We start from the raw sequence: 16030 nt of genomic DNA on the forward strand, positions 1-16030 counted from the left end.
GGGATATCAGGTCGAAGACATCGTAGGCCATCAAGTGGCCTTAATAGGAATTAACATCCATGTGTGGAATTGTTGGCGCAGTAGCGCAACGTGATATTGCTGAGATCCTGATCGAAGGGTTGCGTCGTCTGGAGTATCGCGGTTATGACTCCGCGGGCCTGGCGGTCGTGGATAGCCAGGGCCATATGGCACGTGTACGCCGGGTTGGTAAAGTCCAGAAGCTGGCGGAAGCGGTAGAGGCTGAACCGCTGACCGGCGGCACCGGCATCGCCCATACCCGTTGGGCAACGCACGGCGAGCCTTCTGAGGCGAATGCACACCCGCATGTGTCTGAGTACGTCAGCGTGGTGCACAACGGCATTATTGAAAACCATGAGCCGCTGCGTGAAATCCTGATGGAACGCGGCTACCGCTTTGTGTCAGAAACCGACACCGAAGTGATTGCGCATCTGGTGCACTGGGAGCTGCAACAGGGCGGTTCGCTGCTGGACGTCGTCCAGCGGGTGATCCCCCAGCTGCGCGGGGCCTACGGCACCGTCGTCATGGACAGCCGTGACCCGGGCGTGCTGGTGGCGGCCCGCTCCGGCAGCCCGCTGGTGATTGGCCGCGGCATGGGCGAAAACTTCATCGCCTCTGACCAGTTGGCCCTGCTGCCGGTGACCCGCCGCTTCCAGTTCCTGGAAGAGGGCGACGTGGTGGAAGTGACCCGTCGCAGCGTGACCATTTTCGACAAGCAGGGCAACCCGGCCATGCGCCCGGAGATTGAATCCCAGGTGCAGTACGATGCCGGTGACAAAGGCGCGTATCGCCACTATATGCAGAAAGAGATCTACGAGCAGCCGCAGGCGATCAAAAACACCCTGGCCGGTCGTTTCAGCCACGGGCAGATTGACCTGAGCGAGCTTGGCCCGCAGGCCGACGATATGCTGGCACGCGTGCAGCATGTGCAGATCATCGCCTGTGGTACCTCTTACCACTCCGGCATGGTGGCGCGTTACTGGTTTGAGTCGCTGGCGGGCGTGCCTTGTGATGTCGAGATCGCTTCCGAATTCCGCTACCGCAAATCCGCGGTGCGCCCGGGCAGCCTGATCATCACGCTTTCCCAGTCCGGTGAAACCGCCGATACGCTGGCCGCGCTGCGCCTCTCCAAAGAGCTGGGCTACCTCGGTTCGCTGGCGGTGTGCAACGTGGCCGGCTCCTCACTGGTGCGTGAGTCCGATCTGGCGCTGATGACCAAAGCGGGCACCGAAATTGGCGTGGCGTCTACCAAAGCTTTTACCACGCAGTTAACCGTGCTGCTGATGCTGGTGGCGCGTCTGGGCCACCTGAAAGGGATGAACGAGAGCATCGAGCATGAGATTGTTCATGCGTTGCAGGCGTTGCCGGCACGTATTGAGCAGATGCTCTCGCTGGACAAGTCGATCGAGCCGCTGGCTGAAGGCTTCTCCGATAAGCATCACGCGCTGTTCCTCGGCCGTGGCGATCAATACCCGATCGCGATGGAAGGGGCGCTGAAGCTGAAAGAGATCTCTTACATCCACGCGGAAGCCTACGCCGCCGGTGAATTGAAACATGGCCCGCTGGCGCTGATTGATGCCGATATGCCGGTGATTGTGGTCGCACCGAATAACGAGCTGCTGGAGAAGCTGAAATCCAACATCGAGGAAGTGCGCGCCCGTGGCGGCCTGCTCTATGTATTCGCCGATCAGGATGCCGGTTTCAGTGACAGCGAAGGCATGAAGATTATCCCTCTGCCGCATGTGGAAGAGATTGTCGCCCCGATCTTCTACACCGTGCCGTTGCAGTTGCTGGCATACCACGTGGCGCTGATCAAAGGCACCGACGTCGACCAGCCGCGTAACCTGGCGAAATCGGTCACCGTCGAGTAATTCCCTCGCGTCTTAGCCCCGGTTTCGGTTTTATGTAAAACCGGAACCGGGGCTTTTCATTGCTGTACCCGTGCGGTCATCCGGCAACATTTACGCTTTTTCCGGTTCGCAGAGCCTGCGGCGGAATGCCGTACCCGCGCATAAAAACATCACGCATATGCCGCCGATCCCTGAACCCGGCTTCACGGGCGATAACCTCCAGCGAAAGGCGGCTTTTCTCAATCATCAGCCGGGCGGCTTCCAGCCGGATACTTTCAATGGCCCGGGCGGGTGACTTTCCGGTTTCCGCCAGAAATAAGCGGTTGAGCTGCCTCGCACTGAGGTAAACCGCATCAGCCACCTGCTCAACGGACAGGGTCTTAGTGAGGTTGTTCCGGATGAATGCCAGCGCCGTCTGCAAACGGTCGCTTTGTGGGGTATACGCCAGCAGCTCTGAATGCTGCCGCTGCCCGCCGGCCCGCCGCTGATTCATTACCATCCGTTGCGCCACACTTCTGGTGACTTCTGCCCCCAGATCTTTTTCTACCATCGCCAGCACCATATCCAGCCCGGCCGTCATACCGGCGGAAGTCCAGATCTGGTCGTCAATGATATAGATCCTGTCATCTTCCGTTTTTACCGTGGGGTGCAGGGCTTTCATGCTCTGCGCATAGGCCCAGTGCGTGGTGGCGCGCCGCTCCGCCAGTAGCCCGGCCTGCGCCAGCACGAATGCGCCGGTACAAATGCCCGCGACCCGCCGCGCACGCCGTGCTGACGTCTGGAGAAAGTGGATAACGCCGTCAGTGGCCGGGAATTTCACCGGCATCAGCACCCCACCCACCAGCCAGGTATCCGCTTCCACGTTCTCCGACAGCGCCAGGCTCCCCACGCTGATGCCATAAGAGGAGGAGACCGGCCCGCCAGACTCCGAGTAAACAGTGCATTGATAGAAAGGCTCCGCAATGACTAAATTCGCGAACTCGAAAATGCTCAGTGTCGACAGCGCCAGCGACTGGAACTGATCGGCAATCAAAAGTCCTACTTTGTGCATATCAACATCCGGCGTGCGTTACGTTAACGTTAAACCCATCCCTGCATAGGATGCGTTGGCCTCTGCTGCTCTTCACCCCCGACCAAAACGACGAGGCAGGATGTCTGAAATGACGCCCTTATGCGTCATTTTTCGCCATCCGACATCCCGTAATCTGGGTTCATCCAATACATATAGTCAAGAGGTGAACACGATGAGTGACGTTAAAGGTACGGCTGTGGTAACCGGCGCATCCACCGGGATGGGCGCGATTTATGCCGCCAAACTGGCAAAGATGGGGTATGACCTGATTATTATTGCCCGCAATCACAACCGGCTAAACCAAATGGCCGGCCATATCACCACCGACACCGGGCGGAATGTGGAAGTGGTTGTGGCTGACCTGGGCGATCCGCATGCGCTGGCAGGATTGGAAGCGAAATTGCGCGACGATCTCAGCATCACGCTATTGGTCAATAACGCCGGGATTGGCACCCACACCTCATTGGTTGAGAGCAACGTGGACAAGATGACGGCCATGATCAACCTCAACATAACGGCCCTGACACGCCTGACCTACGCCGTGGTACCGGGGTTTATTGCGCGCGGTAAAGGGGCGATCATCAACATCGCGTCGATTGTCGGCATCGCCCCTGAGGTGCTGAATGGGGTTTACGGCGCCAGTAAGGCGTATGTCCTGGCATTCAGCCAGTCCTTACAGCATGAATTGGCCGGAAAGGGGATTCAGGTTCAGGCTGTTTTACCCAGTGCCACGGCCACCCCTTTCTGGGAAAACGGCGGGCTGTCGTTGGATAAGGTTGATCCGGCAATCGTGATGAATGCCCAGGATATGGTCGATGCGGCGCTGGCCGGGTTCCGGCAGGGTGAGCTCATCACGATTCCTTCTCTTCACGATGAAACCCGGCTGAAAAACTGGGAGCAGGCGCGGCAGGCTATTATCAGTGATTTCTCCCATAACAGCCCGGCATCACGTTATCTCACCGCTGAATGACGCCAATTTTTCCACCCTATCAATAGCATGACATGGAGAATCACATGAGCCGTTTACCTGCCCCCACAGCAGAAGAAGCTACCGGAAAAACCGCTGAGGTGTTTGGCAATATTAAAAATGTCATGGGCCGGGTGCCTAATGCTTATTTAGCCATTGGCAGCCACGCGCCCGATATTCTGGCCCAAACGCTGCAACTTAACGTCGCGCTGGCCAGAAGCAGCCTGAATGCGCGTGAACGTGAAGCGATTAATCTCATTGTCAGTGAAGAGAGCGGCTGTGATTACTGCCTCGCGGCGCATACACCGTTGGCCCGCAAAGCGGGTTACTCGGAAGCCCAGACCCTGCAATTGCGCCAGGGATATTTTGAGGAAAATACCAAAATTGATGCGCTGGTTAAATTTGTGCAGATTCTGGTCACTACGCGTGGCACAGTAGCACCGGGCTATGTTAATGCCTTTAGGTCAGCGGGATTCACTGACCAGCAAGTGGTTGAAACTATCGGTGTAGTGACGGCAATTCTGTTTACCAATATGTTCAACCGCGTCAATGATACCGACGTTGATTTTCCGGCTGTTAACGCCCTCTAGGCTCTACACGTATTAATAACAACCCCCGTTGTTTTTCTATTACATGAGGAGTTTGTGCTATGGCATTTGTAACGACGAAAGATGGCGTCAATATCTACTTCAAAGACTGGGGCGCAAAAGATGCGCAACCCATTGTTTTTCACCATGGCTGGCCGTTAAGCGCCGATGACTGGGATAACCAGATGCTGTTCTTCCTGACAGAGGGGTTCCGGGTGATCGCGATTGACCGGCGCGGCCATGGCCGCTCGGATCAGGTCAGTGACGGCCATGACATGGATCATTATGCGGCCGACGCTTCAGCAGTGGTTGAACATCTGGATCTTTATAATGCGATACATGTTGGCCATTCCACCGGCGGCGGCCAGGTGGCCCGTTATGTCGCCAGACATGGGCAGCCACAGGGGCGTGTGGCGAAAGCGGTGCTGATCAGCGCGGTTCCGCCCCTGATGGTGAAAACGGAAAACAACCCTGACGGCACGCCGCGTGAAGTATTTGATGGCTTCCGTGCAGCGCTGGCCGCCAACCGTGCCCAGTTCTATCTTGATGTCGCGGCCGGGCCATTTTATGGCTTTAACCGGGAAGGCGCGCAGGTTTCCCAGGGCACCATTCAAAACTGGTGGCGGCAAGGCATGATGGGCGGTGCCAAGGCGCATTATGAAGGCATCAAAGCGTTTTCCGAAACCGATCAGACGGAAGATTTACAGGCAATCACCGTGCCGACGCTGGTCATGCAGGGTGACGACGATCAGGTGGTGCCTTATAAAGTGGCGTCGTTACTTCAGGATAAATTACTGCCTGACAGCACGCTTAAAGTGTATGCCGGTTATCCGCACGGTATGCATACGACCCATGCCGAGGTGATCAACGCTGATCTGCTCGCCTTCATTCGTTCTTAATGCCATACAGAGAAAGTGAATGAAAAATCCGCGATGCTGTTCAACCGGCATCGCGGATTTTTTTATGCCTTCCTCCACAAGAAGGTGCAGGCGATGCGGCATGCCAGGCCATACTTCCTCCCTAAAGCCTGACGTCTGGTAAGGATAACGGTGATCGGCCCTCTATACCGGTTCCGGCCGGTTTTTCAGGGCGGCCACGGCACCCTGTACGGTCAGCAGCGTTAACCCGGCCAGCGCCGGATAAAAACCCCGCTGTTCAGCCTGTTCGAGCGGGTGGACGAACAGCGGCAACCAACTCAGCAGGTGATCTTCCAGCAACGTAATTAACGCTGCCTCACGCCCTTCTGCCGCCAGTACAGCCGCCTGAAACAGTATCAGCCCCAGATGGTCGGGCGGCTCCGGTGACTCCGTATGCAGTTGCAGGTGTTCACGTTGCAGAAAGTGGCTGAGGGCCACCGTGGAGCAGCCGCGCAGCACGTGTTCCGGGTCGAGGTAGACCGATCCCCACGGCGGCGCAGGCTGCGCGCCCGGCCCGGCAAACAGGCGCTGCCAGGCGAGTGCGATTGTATGACGATCCGCCGGAATAAGCTGTACAGCCAACCGCGACAGGTCGGCATCAGCAACGCCCGGCCAATGTGCGGCCCAGTCTGGCGAGGCGAACAGATCCAGCACTCCGGCCATATCAGGGTGGTCGGGCGGTAAACGAAAGCCGCAGCCCAGCAGGTTCAGCTGCCGGGAAAGCGTCGGTAATTCAATACGCATGGGATATCTCATCAGGTTAAGGCGCGCATACCGTGTGTATGTCGACGGCAGAGCGGGCAGCGTGTCTCATCGGCGGAAAAGCTGACAAAGGCCGTGCGGCAATCCCGGCACTGGCAGGCCGTTACCGGCAGCAGGCGCGGATGAGCAGATGCCGCCCACGGCTTTATATGGATCGCCCGGGGAAAGCAGACGCCCTCGCAGGCCAGGCAGCCGGTACAGCGGGCAGCATCAATCTGAAGATGGGTACCGGTAAGCGTAACCGCCTGCTCCGGGCAGAGGCGGCTACAGGCACCACACAGCGTACAGCCCTCGGTATCAACCGACACCTGGAACCAGCTGATCGCCGGGAAGGCCGCGCGTACGGCCCGCTGACCGGCAGGCATACGGCCGGAAGATTGATCCTGGTTAAAAGGGCGGCCGAGCCAGCGGCGGCGGGAATGATCGACCTGTTCACCGTCAGGGTGAACGATCTGCCAGATCGGCTCACCAATGCGGGCAAGCACACAATTCAGCGCGACCACCGCAGCCTGCCAGGCGGTGTTACCACGATCGAGCGAGACCCGCCGGATCCCACGTAATGCATGCCACATCAGTAACTCGTTCACCGAGGGCACAAAGCGATTCCCCTTGCCGGACAGGGTGTTGTCCTGGTATTTCCTCTCTATTGGGGATAGGGAGTCAATGGCATCAGCGGGGCAAGCGAACAAACAATCGCCACAGCCCAGGCACTTTTCCACATCCAGCACCGGCTGGCGTGCTGCTAGAGAGATCGCACCGGTCTGGCAGGCTGTCGCGCAGGCGGAACAACCGCCGTTCTGGGTTTTATTGCGGATGCAATGGCCGCTGATGCCGGGCGGCATCAGCGGAGAGATGAAAGGCAAGATACGCATATCAGTGAAGTATAAAGAAGGCATAACGGCTGCCGGTTTGCGCCAGCAGCACCAGCAACGCGGCAACCGCAATGCCGCTGCGGTACAGAACAGTAACGCGCTGACGGGTCGGGTAGAGCAACAGCACCATCAGCGCGATCGCTGCCATCAGCAGGGCTGCGCTGGCCATCCGCAACGGTTCGCTGCGCAGGAACGCGGCCACCGCATCAAACGGCAGCGTGACCGGCCGGGCGGCCTGTGCCAGAAAATCCAGGTAGCCGGGCGTCACCAGCCAGTGGGCTGCCGCCGTTGCAACACAGCTCAGCAGGGCGGTGAGTAACAGACGCTGCATCAGCGGCTGGCTGACCGGCCCCCGGCACAGCGTGACCACACCCAGCATCACGCCCAGCGTAAACACCGTGCCGTAAAATGCGACGGCGGTATTCAGGTGCATCCAGGTCACCACGGCGCTGTTGATGTAAATGCCGGCCATACAGCCCACATCCGCCAGTCCCACCAGCCCGCCCAGCAGCAGCAGTGACGGATAAACCCGGCGGGTCAGCAACGCCAGCAGGGCAACCAGGCCCACGATGCCGAGGTAGAGGCTGGCCAGCAGAATCTCCCGGCTCAGCCACGAACTGGCCACATGACGCAGCGCATGGAACGCATTCAGCGGATAACCAAGGTGCGCCACCGAGACCAACAGCCCGCCAGCCGCCAGCATAGGGGCGAGCAGCAACAGCGGGCGCAGCGCCAGAAAGCACTGCTCTGTGGTGAGCGCCCGGCGCAGCCAGTAGCCGCCCAGCGCGCCGATCAGCGCCATCCCTATCGATGCCTGCACCAGCAGGGTAAATACCAGTAACGGCCACTCATTCATCGTTATTTACCTCTTGTTGTGCGCCCTGATGCGCCCTGACCACCAGATTGGGCCGGGTCAGCGTGGAGTCAGGCAGGCCCTTAACGTCACTCAGCGTGCCGTACTTAGCGCGCAGTTCATCAATCGGGCCGAATTTAATGGCGCCCAGCGGGCAGGTCGCCACACAGACCGGCACCTCGCCATTGGCTTGCAGATCGATGCAGAAATCGCACTTCGACATCTGCCCGGTTTCGGTATTGAGCTGGGGCGCACCGTAAGGGCAGGACCAGGCGCAATAGCCGCAGCCCACGCACTTATCGGTGTTGACCCGGACAATGCCGTCACCGGGGCGTTTGTGCATCGCCGTGGTGGGGCAGTTTTTGGTGCAGACCGGGTCGCTGCAGTGGTTGCATGAAATCGACAGGGTGTAAGCGAAGACGTTATTGCGCAGCCCGCCGTTACCGGTCGGGATAAAGCCGCCGCCCTGCACCTCATACACCCGGCGGAAGCGCCGCCCGACTTCGAGGTTGTTTTTATCCTTACAGGCGACCTGGCAGGCTTTGCAGCCGGAGCAGCGCGAGGAGTCGATAAAAAAGCCTAATTGCCGATCGCTGACCGGCGGGAATTCCTGAAATGCACTCATGCTTTGCTTACCTCAACCAACAGCGTCTGGTGGGAGTTGCCTTTTGCCAGTGGGGTGATGCGGGCCGAGGTCAAGACATTTGGGCAGCCGCCGCGATCCACGCCGTGTTCATCCGGTTGCCACCAGGCCCCGGCCTGAAGCGCCACCACGCCGGGCATAATGCGCGCGGTCAGGTGGGCCGGAATCGCCATCACGCCGCGATCGTTAAAGATGCGGATAGTGTCGCCCTGCCGGATACCGCGGCGTCCGGCATCCTGCGGGTTAATCCACAGCACCTGCTCCTGCACTTCCTGCATCCACGGGTTCGGGTATTGGGTCGAGTTGGCGCGGTTTTTCCCTTTCCAGGTGATCAGCTGCAATGGGTAGCGTTGACGTAACGCATCTTCCGGCCCCTCATGGGCAGGCACATAGTGGGAGAGGGCGGGGATTTCCGGGTGCTGCATCTCATACAGCCGTTTGGAGAACAGCTCAATTTTGCCGGACGGCGTCGGGAACGGGTTATTGGCCGGGTCGTTGATATTTTTCTCAAACGCGATATGCGGCGCGCCTTTGAACAGATGTTGCCGCTTAACGCAAAGCTCTTCGAAGGTCGGGAAATTCTCGTCCGGCATCGCCTGGCGGGTGGTCTCGACAATGTGGGCGATCCACGCTTTTTCCGAGCGGCCTTCACTGAACTGCGGTTCGACGCCAAGTTTTGCCGCCACCTCGCGCAGCCACTCATAATCAGAGCGGCGCTCAAAGTCCGGTTCAATCAGCTTCTCAGAAAGGATGACATAGTTGCCGGTACCCCAGGTTTCGCCAATATTCCAGCGCTCCATAAAGCTGGTTTCCGGCAGCAACAGGTCAGCATAGCGTGCGCTGGGGGTCAGGTAGAGATCGCTGGCGACGATAAATTCAATACGCGACTCATCTTCCAGCACGCTTACCGCCTGCAACAGATCCGGGTTCTGGTTCGCCAGGTAGTTACTGCCGAGTGAGAACAGGATGCGGATGTTGCTCTGTAGCCGATCCGCGCCTTTCAGCCCCATTTCCGGCGTGATTTTTGTGGCGTCATCCGCAGCCTGCACCCAGTTCATGATGGAAATTTTGGCCGCTACCGGGTTGTCCGGGCACTCCGGGCCGGTCATGAATTTACGGTTGCCGATGCCGCCATAACCGGCCGCCCAGCCGCCGCGTACGCCGACATTGCCGGTGATTGACGCCAGCAGGGTGGAGCCACGCGCCGCGCGTTCACCGCTGTTATGGCGCTGCGGCCCCCATCCCTGGATCAGGGCAGCGGGTTTGGTGGTGGCGTAATCGCGCGCAAGCTGAAGAATTGTCTGCGCTGGGACGCGTGTAATTTTTTCCGCCCATTGCGGCGTTTTTTCGATGCCATCTTTCAGTCCGAACAGGTAAGCCACCAGCGACTCATTCGGCGGCACGCCCTCAGGCATGGACGCCTCATCAAAGCCGAGGGTGTAGCGGTCAATGAATGCGCGGTCGTGCAGGTTTTCGCTGATGATGACGTACATCATCGCGTCCATCAGGGCGTTGTCGGTGGTCGGCAGCAGCGGGATCCACTCGTCAGCCAGCGAGGCGGCGGTGTCGGAGTAGCGCGGGTCAACCACCACAAAGCGTGTGCCGTTGGCTTTCATCTGCTGGTAGTAGTGGTTGGTGTGGCCGAACACCGTTTCATTGGGGTTATGTCCCCAGAGGATCACCAGTTTGGTATCGGCCAGCGTGTCCAGGGTGCTGCCGCTGGCGGCGGTGCCGTAGGTATAAGGCGTGGCTGCGGCGGTGTTGCCCATGCTGACGGAGTGGTAGTGCTCCAGATAACCGCCGGTCAGGTTAAACAGGCGGCGCAGCATTTTGTCGCCGGAGAAGGTGCCGCCGCTGACGGCGGTATTGGTATGGGCGAAACGCGCCGCCGGGCCATATTGGGCAGTGATGCGCGTCAGGTTATCGGCGATCATTGTGGTGGCTTCGTCCCAGCTGATGCGCTCAAACTTGCCTTCGCCCCGTTTGCCGACCCGTTTCATCGGGTATTTCAGCCGATCCGGGTGGTAAACAAATTTCCGGTAGCCGCGGCCGCGCACGCAGGCGCGCATAATCGGCATCTGCGGGTCCAGTGCGCTGTCCGGGCGGGTGGAGATGCGCGTCACCATGCCCTGTTCAACATGGGCGCGGATGTCACATTTGCCGCCGCAGTCAAAGGTGCTGCAGGTCGGTACGATCTGCGCCGCAGGCACCGCCGGGGAGGGGGCAGCGGTATTAATTGCCTCAGCAGAGACGCTGCGCCCGGCAAGAAAAGGCACCGCCATCAGGGCACTGCCGGCCTGAACAAACTGCCGTCGGCTCAGCGACGGGCCACCCAGAGGGGCCGGATCGGATCCGGGAATTTTTCGCGTTGACATAGGCTCTATCCAAAAAAAGGAAAGAGCCTATAAAGCCCCATGGGCGCTCACTATGATGAACGTCAATATAATGACGGTAAGCAGGGAATAGCGGGAAATAAAGCAGGGGCAGGGAGGAGAGAGATATTTTATAGTGATATTATTAAGTTATATATTTATATGATGAATAATTTAACCGGGACGGGCAATAGAAATTGCCATCCCTGGGGCCGGAGTAATCAGGCCGTTTTATATTTTATTTGCTTAATAAAGTGAGAAATCAATTAGCCCTGTATCCTTTATGGAATAGCGTAAATTTATTACTTTTCCCCGTAATAACGCCCATAAAGCAGGTAATCCGCTCCCTATTTGATCCGCCACTCAGGGGGCAGAGAACCCTGTGTCTGGGATGTCATAAAACTGTCATATTAACTACATTTTACTGTCACCAAACTGTCCTATTTTGCCATCAGCAGCAATTCACATACTCAAAAAACGGCTTAAGCCGGAGTGCCATTTCCCCCAGGAGAAATTATGAAACTGATGCGTACCACCGTCGCCGGTATTGTGGCAGCCACCTTTTCGTTAACCACGATGTCAGCATTTGCCGCCGCCAGCCTCACCGGTGCCGGCGGCACCTTCCCGGCGCCGGTTTATGCCAAATGGGCGGACAGCTATCAGAAAGAGACCGGGAATCAGGTCAACTATCAGGGGATCGGCTCCTCCGGCGGCGTGAAACAGATCATCGCCAAAACCGTGGACTTCGGCGCGTCTGACGCCCCAATGGCAGAAGACAAGCTCAACAGCAACGGCCTGTTCCAGTTCCCGACCGTGATCGGCGGTGTGGTGCTGGCGGTTAACCTGCCGGGCGTGAAATCCGGTGAGCTGACGCTGGACGGCCAGACACTGGGTGACATCTACCTGGGGAACATCAAAAAGTGGAATGACCCGGCCATCGTTAAGCTGAACCCGGGCGTAAAACTGCCGGATCAGAACATCGCCGTGGTTCGCCGCGCGGACGGCTCCGGTACCTCCTTCGTCTTCACCAGCTACCTGGCGAAAGTCAATGCGACCTGGAAAGAGAAAGTGGGCGCGGGCAACACCGTTAACTGGCCGGCTGGTCTGGGCGGTAAAGGCAACGACGGCGTCGCCGCTTTCGTGCAGCGTCTGCCGGGGTCAATCGGCTACGTAGAATACGCCTACGCCAAACAGAACAATCTGGCCTACACCAAACTGGTGAACGCCGACGGCCAGGCAGTCAGCCCGACGGAAGAGGCCTTCAGTGCCGCGGCGAAAGGCGCAGACTGGACCAAATCCTTCGCGCAGGACCTGACCAACCAGAAAGGCGGTGACGCATGGCCGATCACGTCCACCACCTTCATCCTGATCTACAAGAACCAGCCGAACGCCCAGAAAGGTGCTGAAGTGCTGAAGTTCTTTGACTGGGCGTACAAAAACGGTAATCAGGTCGCCAACGATCTGGATTACGCCACCCTGCCTGACGCGGTGGTCACGCAAATCCGTGCGTCCTGGAAAGAGAACATCAAAGACAGCAACGGAAAATCCCTGTTCTGATCCGTTTGCCGCGACCCGGCGCTGCCGGGTTATCAAGCCCGGCTCCGGCCGGGCAGTATCGTTAACGAGAAGAGTGTCGTATGGCTGAGTACAAGCCGGCTATCAAACCACCGGGCAAGCACGGTGACTATCTTTTCAGCGCGCTGGTTAAACTGGCCGCGCTGATTACCCTATTTCTGCTGGGCGGGATTATCGTCTCCCTGATTGTGGCGTCCTGGCCGAGTATGCAGAAATTCGGGTTCTCCTTCCTGTGGACGAAAGAGTGGGACGCGCCCGCCGAGCAGTTCGGCGCACTGGTACCGATCTACGGCACCATTGTGACCTCCCTGATCGCCCTGATTATTGCGGTACCGGTGAGTTTCGGCATTGCGCTGTTCCTGACTGAACTGGCACCGAACTGGCTGAAACGCCCGCTGGGCGTGGCGATTGAGCTGCTGGCGGCCATCCCGAGTATCGTGTACGGCATGTGGGGGCTGTTTGTGTTCGCCCCGCTGTTCGCTACCTACTTCCAACAGCCGGTCGGCGACGTGCTCTCCGGTATTCCGATTGTCGGTGAGCTGTTCTCCGGCCCGGCATTCGGCATCGGTATCCTGGCGGCCGGGGTGATCCTCGCCATTATGATCATCCCTTATATCGCGGCCGTTATGCGTGACGTCTTCGAACAGACGCCGGTGATGATGAAAGAGTCCGCCTACGGCATCGGCTGCACCACCTGGGAAGTGATCTGGCGCATTGTGCTGCCCTTCACCAAAAACGGCGTGATCGGCGGCGTGATGCTGGGGCTGGGGCGCGCATTGGGCGAAACCATGGCGGTGACCTTTATCATCGGTAATACCTACCAGCTCGACAGCCCGTCGCTTTACATGCCGGGCAACAGTATCACTTCCGCACTGGCCAACGAATTCGCCGAAGCGGAGTCCGGCGTGCATACCGCGGCGCTGATGGAGCTGGGCCTGATTCTGTTCGTGATTACCTTTATCGTCCTGGCACTGTCGAAGCTGATGGTGATGCGCCTGGCGAAAAACGAGGGCCGCTGAGATGACGACGATGGATATGCAACAAACCGCGGCGCTGCGTGAATCACGCCGCAAAAAACAGGCCTGGCGGCGGCAGAAGAACCGCCTGGCGCTGTGCCTGTCGATGGCGACCATGGCGTTCGGGCTGTTCTGGCTCTGCTGGATCCTGCTGACCACCGTGACCAAAGGGTTTGACGGCATGTCGCTGGCGCTGTTCACCGAGATGACCCCGCCACCGAACACCGCCAGCGGCGGCTTGTTGAACGCCATTTTAGGCAGCGGGATGCTGATCCTCTGGGCGACGCTGGTCGGGACGCCGCTCGGCATCCTGGCCGGGATCTACCTGGCGGAATATGGCCGCAAATCCTGGCTGGCAGAGGTGATCCGCTTCATCAACGACATTCTGCTCTCCGCGCCCTCTATTGTGGTCGGGCTGTTTGTCTACACGCTGGTGGTGGCACAGATGGGCCACTTCTCCGGCTGGGCCGGCGTGATGGCGCTGGGGCTGTTGCAGATCCCGATTGTGATCCGCACCACTGAAAACATGCTGAAACTGGTGCCGGACAGCCTGCGCGAAGCGGCGTATGCGCTGGGCACCCCGAAATGGAAAATGATCTCGGCCATCACCGTGAAGGCGTCCGTCTCCGGGATTATCACCGGGGTGCTGCTGGCGATTGCCCGTATTGCCGGGGAGACCGCGCCGCTGCTGTTTACGTCGCTCTCCAACCAGTTCTGGAGCACCGACCTGATGCAGCCGATCGCTAACCTGCCGGTGACCATTTTCAAATTTGCGATGAGCCCGTTTGCAGAGTGGCAACAGCTGGCGTGGGCCGGTGTCTTGCTGATTACCCTGTGCGTTCTGCTGCTGAACATCGTGGCGCGCATCATTTTTGCCAAAAAGAAACAGTGATTGGCCACCGTATCGCCCGGCGGGGCTTCCTGAAGGCCGCGCCGGCAAACTGAGAGACAAAGTGATGAGTATGGCAACTGACACCATTGCGAGCAAAATCAAGGTCCGCGACCTTAACTTCTATTACGGCAAATTCCACGCGCTGAAAAATATCTCGCTGGATATTGCCAAAAACAAGGTAACGGCCTTTATCGGCCCGTCGGGCTGCGGGAAATCGACCCTGCTGCGCACCTTCAACAAGATGTACCAGCTCTACCCGGAGCAGGTGGCAAAAGGGGATATTTTGCTGGATGGCGAAAATATCCTGACCGACAAACAGGACATCGCCCTGTTGCGGGCCAAAGTTGGCATGGTGTTCCAGAAGCCGACGCCGTTCCCGATGTCGATTTATGACAACATCGCCTTTGGCGTGAAGCTGTTTGAGAACCTTTCCCGCGCAGACATGGATGAGCGCGTGCAGTGGGCGCTGACCAAGGCCGCGCTGTGGAATGAGTCCAAAGACAAGCTGCACCAGAGCGGCTACAGCCTCTCCGGCGGCCAGCAGCAGCGCCTCTGCATCGCGCGCGGCATCGCTATCCGCCCGGAAGTGCTGCTGCTGGATGAACCCTGTTCAGCCCTTGACCCGATCTCCACCGGGAAAATCGAGGAGCTGATTACGGAGCTGAAACAGGATTACACCGTGGTGATCGTGACGCACAATATGCAGCAGGCGGCACGCTGCTCCGATCACACGGCGTTTATGTATCTGGGTGAGCTGATCGAATTCAGTGATACGGATACCCTGTTTACCTCGCCGGCTCAGAAACAGACCGAAGACTACATTACCGGCCGTTACGGTTGATCCCGCCGTGGGTACGGCAACGCATCCGCTGACAGCGCCAATAGGATAAGCACATGGACAATCTGAATTTAAATAAACACATCTCCGGCCAGTTCAATGCCGAGCTGGAGCATATCCGTACCCAGGTATTAACCATGGGCGGGCTGGTGGAGCAGCAACTCACTGACGCCATTACCGCCATGCACAATCAGGACGCCGATCTCGCCACCCAGGTGATCGAGGGCGACCGCAAGGTCAACATGATGGAAGTGGCGATCGATGAGGCCTGTGTGCGCATCATCGCCAAACGCCAGCCCACCGCCAGTGATTTGCGGCTGGTGATGGCGATCATCAAAACCATCTCTGAGCTGGAGCGCATCGGGGATGTGGCGGATAAAATCTGCCGTACCGCGCTGGAGAAGTTTTCCCACCAGCACCAGCCCCTGCTGGTGAGCCTGGAGTCATTGGGCCGCCACACGGTGCAGATGCTGCATGATGTGCTGGATGCCTTTGCGCGTATGGATCTGGATGAAGCCGTGCGGATTTACCGCGAAGACAAAAAGGTCGACCAGGAGTATGAAGGCATTGTGCGCCAGCTGATGACCTACATGATGGAGGATTCCCGCACCATTCCCAGCGTGCTGACCGCGCTGTTCTGCGCCCGCTCAATTGAGCGGATTGGCGACCGCTGCCAGAACATCTGCGAATTTATCTTCTACTTCGTGAAAGGGCAGGATTTCCGCCACCTCGGCGGCGATGCGCTGGATGTGCTGCTGGCGGGCGACAAGGACAACTCGCCGTCCTGACCCTGACC

Annotated in this window: 15 protein-coding genes; 9 read left to right on the forward strand and 6 right to left on the reverse strand. The window is 58.5% G+C overall.

The window, feature by feature from the left end:
- Positions 1-59 precede the first annotated feature (59 nt).
- The gene (gene glmS, locus CYR55_RS09040) at positions 60-1889 is read left to right on the forward strand and encodes a glutamine--fructose-6-phosphate transaminase (isomerizing) (RefSeq protein WP_101815818.1); all 1830 of its coding nucleotides are present in this window, start codon (positions 60-62) and stop codon (positions 1887-1889) included.
- Positions 1890-1965: 76 nt separating this feature from the next.
- Here glmS and CYR55_RS09045 read toward each other — a convergent pair whose 3' ends face one another.
- Positions 1966-2919: a GlxA family transcriptional regulator gene (locus CYR55_RS09045; RefSeq protein WP_101815819.1), complete on the reverse strand. Its 954-nt coding sequence runs from the start codon at positions 2917-2919 to the stop codon at positions 1966-1968.
- A 193-nt stretch (positions 2920-3112) separates the two neighbouring features.
- Between CYR55_RS09045 and CYR55_RS09050 the strand changes: the two genes are divergently transcribed.
- Genes CYR55_RS09050 through CYR55_RS09060 form a run of 3 tightly spaced genes read left to right on the forward strand, consistent with a single transcriptional unit; the run spans position 3113 to position 5393 of the window.
- Entirely contained in the window at positions 3113-3910 is a 798-nt protein-coding gene (locus tag CYR55_RS09050) for an SDR family NAD(P)-dependent oxidoreductase (protein WP_101815820.1), read from the forward strand.
- A gap of 44 nt (positions 3911-3954) precedes the next feature.
- Positions 3955-4497: a carboxymuconolactone decarboxylase family protein gene (locus CYR55_RS09055; RefSeq protein ID WP_101815821.1), complete on the forward strand. Its 543-nt coding sequence runs from the start codon at positions 3955-3957 to the stop codon at positions 4495-4497.
- A gap of 59 nt (positions 4498-4556) precedes the next feature.
- Positions 4557-5393 carry an alpha/beta fold hydrolase gene (locus CYR55_RS09060; protein WP_101815822.1) on the forward strand — a complete coding sequence of 279 codons (837 nt, stop codon included), beginning with the start codon at positions 4557-4559 and terminating at the stop codon, positions 5391-5393.
- A 162-nt stretch (positions 5394-5555) separates the two neighbouring features.
- Here CYR55_RS09060 and CYR55_RS09065 read toward each other — a convergent pair whose 3' ends face one another.
- From CYR55_RS09065 to CYR55_RS09085, 5 genes are read right to left on the reverse strand one after another with little or no spacing between them, the layout of a single operon-like run.
- Positions 5556-6155 carry a molecular chaperone TorD family protein gene (locus CYR55_RS09065; protein WP_241522116.1) on the reverse strand — a complete coding sequence of 200 codons (600 nt, stop codon included), beginning with the start codon at positions 6153-6155 and terminating at the stop codon, positions 5556-5558.
- Positions 6156-6166: 11 nt separating this feature from the next.
- The gene (locus CYR55_RS09070; RefSeq protein ID WP_165699559.1) at positions 6167-7036 is read right to left on the reverse strand and encodes a 4Fe-4S binding protein; all 870 of its coding nucleotides are present in this window, start codon (positions 7034-7036) and stop codon (positions 6167-6169) included.
- Positions 7037-7046: 10 nt separating this feature from the next.
- Entirely contained in the window at positions 7047-7901 is an 855-nt protein-coding gene (locus tag CYR55_RS09075; protein WP_101815824.1) for a dimethyl sulfoxide reductase anchor subunit family protein, read from the reverse strand.
- Entirely contained in the window at positions 7894-8523 is a 630-nt protein-coding gene (locus CYR55_RS09080; protein ID WP_101815825.1) for a DMSO/selenate family reductase complex B subunit, read from the reverse strand. The genes CYR55_RS09075 and CYR55_RS09080 overlap by 8 nt, the downstream gene beginning before the upstream one ends.
- Positions 8520-10916, reverse strand: coding sequence for a DMSO/selenate family reductase complex A subunit (locus CYR55_RS09085; RefSeq protein WP_101815826.1), 2397 nt, complete (start codon positions 10914-10916; stop codon positions 8520-8522). Before CYR55_RS09085 ends, CYR55_RS09080 begins: the two co-directional genes overlap by 4 nt.
- A gap of 513 nt (positions 10917-11429) precedes the next feature.
- Between CYR55_RS09085 and pstS the strand changes: the two genes are divergently transcribed.
- The 5 genes from pstS (at position 11430) to phoU (ending at position 16022) form a co-directional block, all read left to right on the forward strand.
- A complete protein-coding gene (gene pstS, locus CYR55_RS09090) occupies positions 11430-12470 on the forward strand; it encodes a phosphate ABC transporter substrate-binding protein PstS (RefSeq protein WP_101815827.1) in 1041 nt (346 codons plus the stop codon).
- An 80-nt stretch (positions 12471-12550) separates the two neighbouring features.
- Positions 12551-13507 (forward strand): phosphate ABC transporter permease PstC, encoded by a 957-nt coding sequence (gene pstC, locus CYR55_RS09095; RefSeq protein WP_101815828.1) that lies wholly within the window; start codon positions 12551-12553, stop codon positions 13505-13507.
- A 1-nt stretch (position 13508) separates the two neighbouring features.
- Positions 13509-14396 (forward strand): phosphate ABC transporter permease PstA, encoded by an 888-nt coding sequence (gene pstA, locus CYR55_RS09100; RefSeq protein ID WP_101815829.1) that lies wholly within the window; start codon positions 13509-13511, stop codon positions 14394-14396.
- A 64-nt stretch (positions 14397-14460) separates the two neighbouring features.
- Entirely contained in the window at positions 14461-15237 is a 777-nt protein-coding gene (gene pstB / locus CYR55_RS09105) for a phosphate ABC transporter ATP-binding protein PstB (protein ID WP_101815830.1), read from the forward strand.
- 53 nt (positions 15238-15290) lie between these two features.
- A complete protein-coding gene (gene phoU, locus CYR55_RS09110) occupies positions 15291-16022 on the forward strand; it encodes a phosphate signaling complex protein PhoU (RefSeq protein ID WP_101815831.1) in 732 nt (243 codons plus the stop codon).
- Positions 16023-16030 lie beyond the last annotated feature (8 nt).

The sequence above is a fragment of the Chimaeribacter californicus genome (genome assembly GCF_002858675.1).
GTDB lineage: Bacteria > Pseudomonadota > Gammaproteobacteria > Enterobacterales > Enterobacteriaceae > Chimaeribacter > Chimaeribacter californicus.

Coding starts and splice junctions, on each gene's coding strand:
- CYR55_RS09055 (WP_101815821.1), top strand. CDS start 3,955: ATGAGCCGTTTACCTGCCCCCACAGCAGAAGAAGCTACCGGAAAAACC.
- CYR55_RS09080 (WP_101815825.1), bottom strand. CDS start 8,523: ATGAGTGCATTTCAGGAATTCCCGCCGGTCAGCGATCGGCAATTAGGC.
- CYR55_RS09045 (WP_101815819.1), bottom strand. CDS start 2,919: ATGCACAAAGTAGGACTTTTGATTGCCGATCAGTTCCAGTCGCTGGCG.
- pstS (WP_101815827.1), top strand. CDS start 11,430: ATGAAACTGATGCGTACCACCGTCGCCGGTATTGTGGCAGCCACCTTT.
- pstC (WP_101815828.1), top strand. CDS start 12,551: ATGGCTGAGTACAAGCCGGCTATCAAACCACCGGGCAAGCACGGTGAC.
- pstB (WP_101815830.1), top strand. CDS start 14,461: ATGAGTATGGCAACTGACACCATTGCGAGCAAAATCAAGGTCCGCGAC.
- pstA (WP_101815829.1), top strand. CDS start 13,509: ATGACGACGATGGATATGCAACAAACCGCGGCGCTGCGTGAATCACGC.
- phoU (WP_101815831.1), top strand. CDS start 15,291: ATGGACAATCTGAATTTAAATAAACACATCTCCGGCCAGTTCAATGCC.
- CYR55_RS09085 (WP_101815826.1), bottom strand. CDS start 10,916: ATGTCAACGCGAAAAATTCCCGGATCCGATCCGGCCCCTCTGGGTGGC.
- glmS (WP_101815818.1), top strand. CDS start 60: ATGTGTGGAATTGTTGGCGCAGTAGCGCAACGTGATATTGCTGAGATC.
- CYR55_RS09075 (WP_101815824.1), bottom strand. CDS start 7,901: ATGAATGAGTGGCCGTTACTGGTATTTACCCTGCTGGTGCAGGCATCG.
- CYR55_RS09065 (WP_241522116.1), bottom strand. CDS start 6,155: ATGCGTATTGAATTACCGACGCTTTCCCGGCAGCTGAACCTGCTGGGC.
- CYR55_RS09060 (WP_101815822.1), top strand. CDS start 4,557: ATGGCATTTGTAACGACGAAAGATGGCGTCAATATCTACTTCAAAGAC.
- CYR55_RS09050 (WP_101815820.1), top strand. CDS start 3,113: ATGAGTGACGTTAAAGGTACGGCTGTGGTAACCGGCGCATCCACCGGG.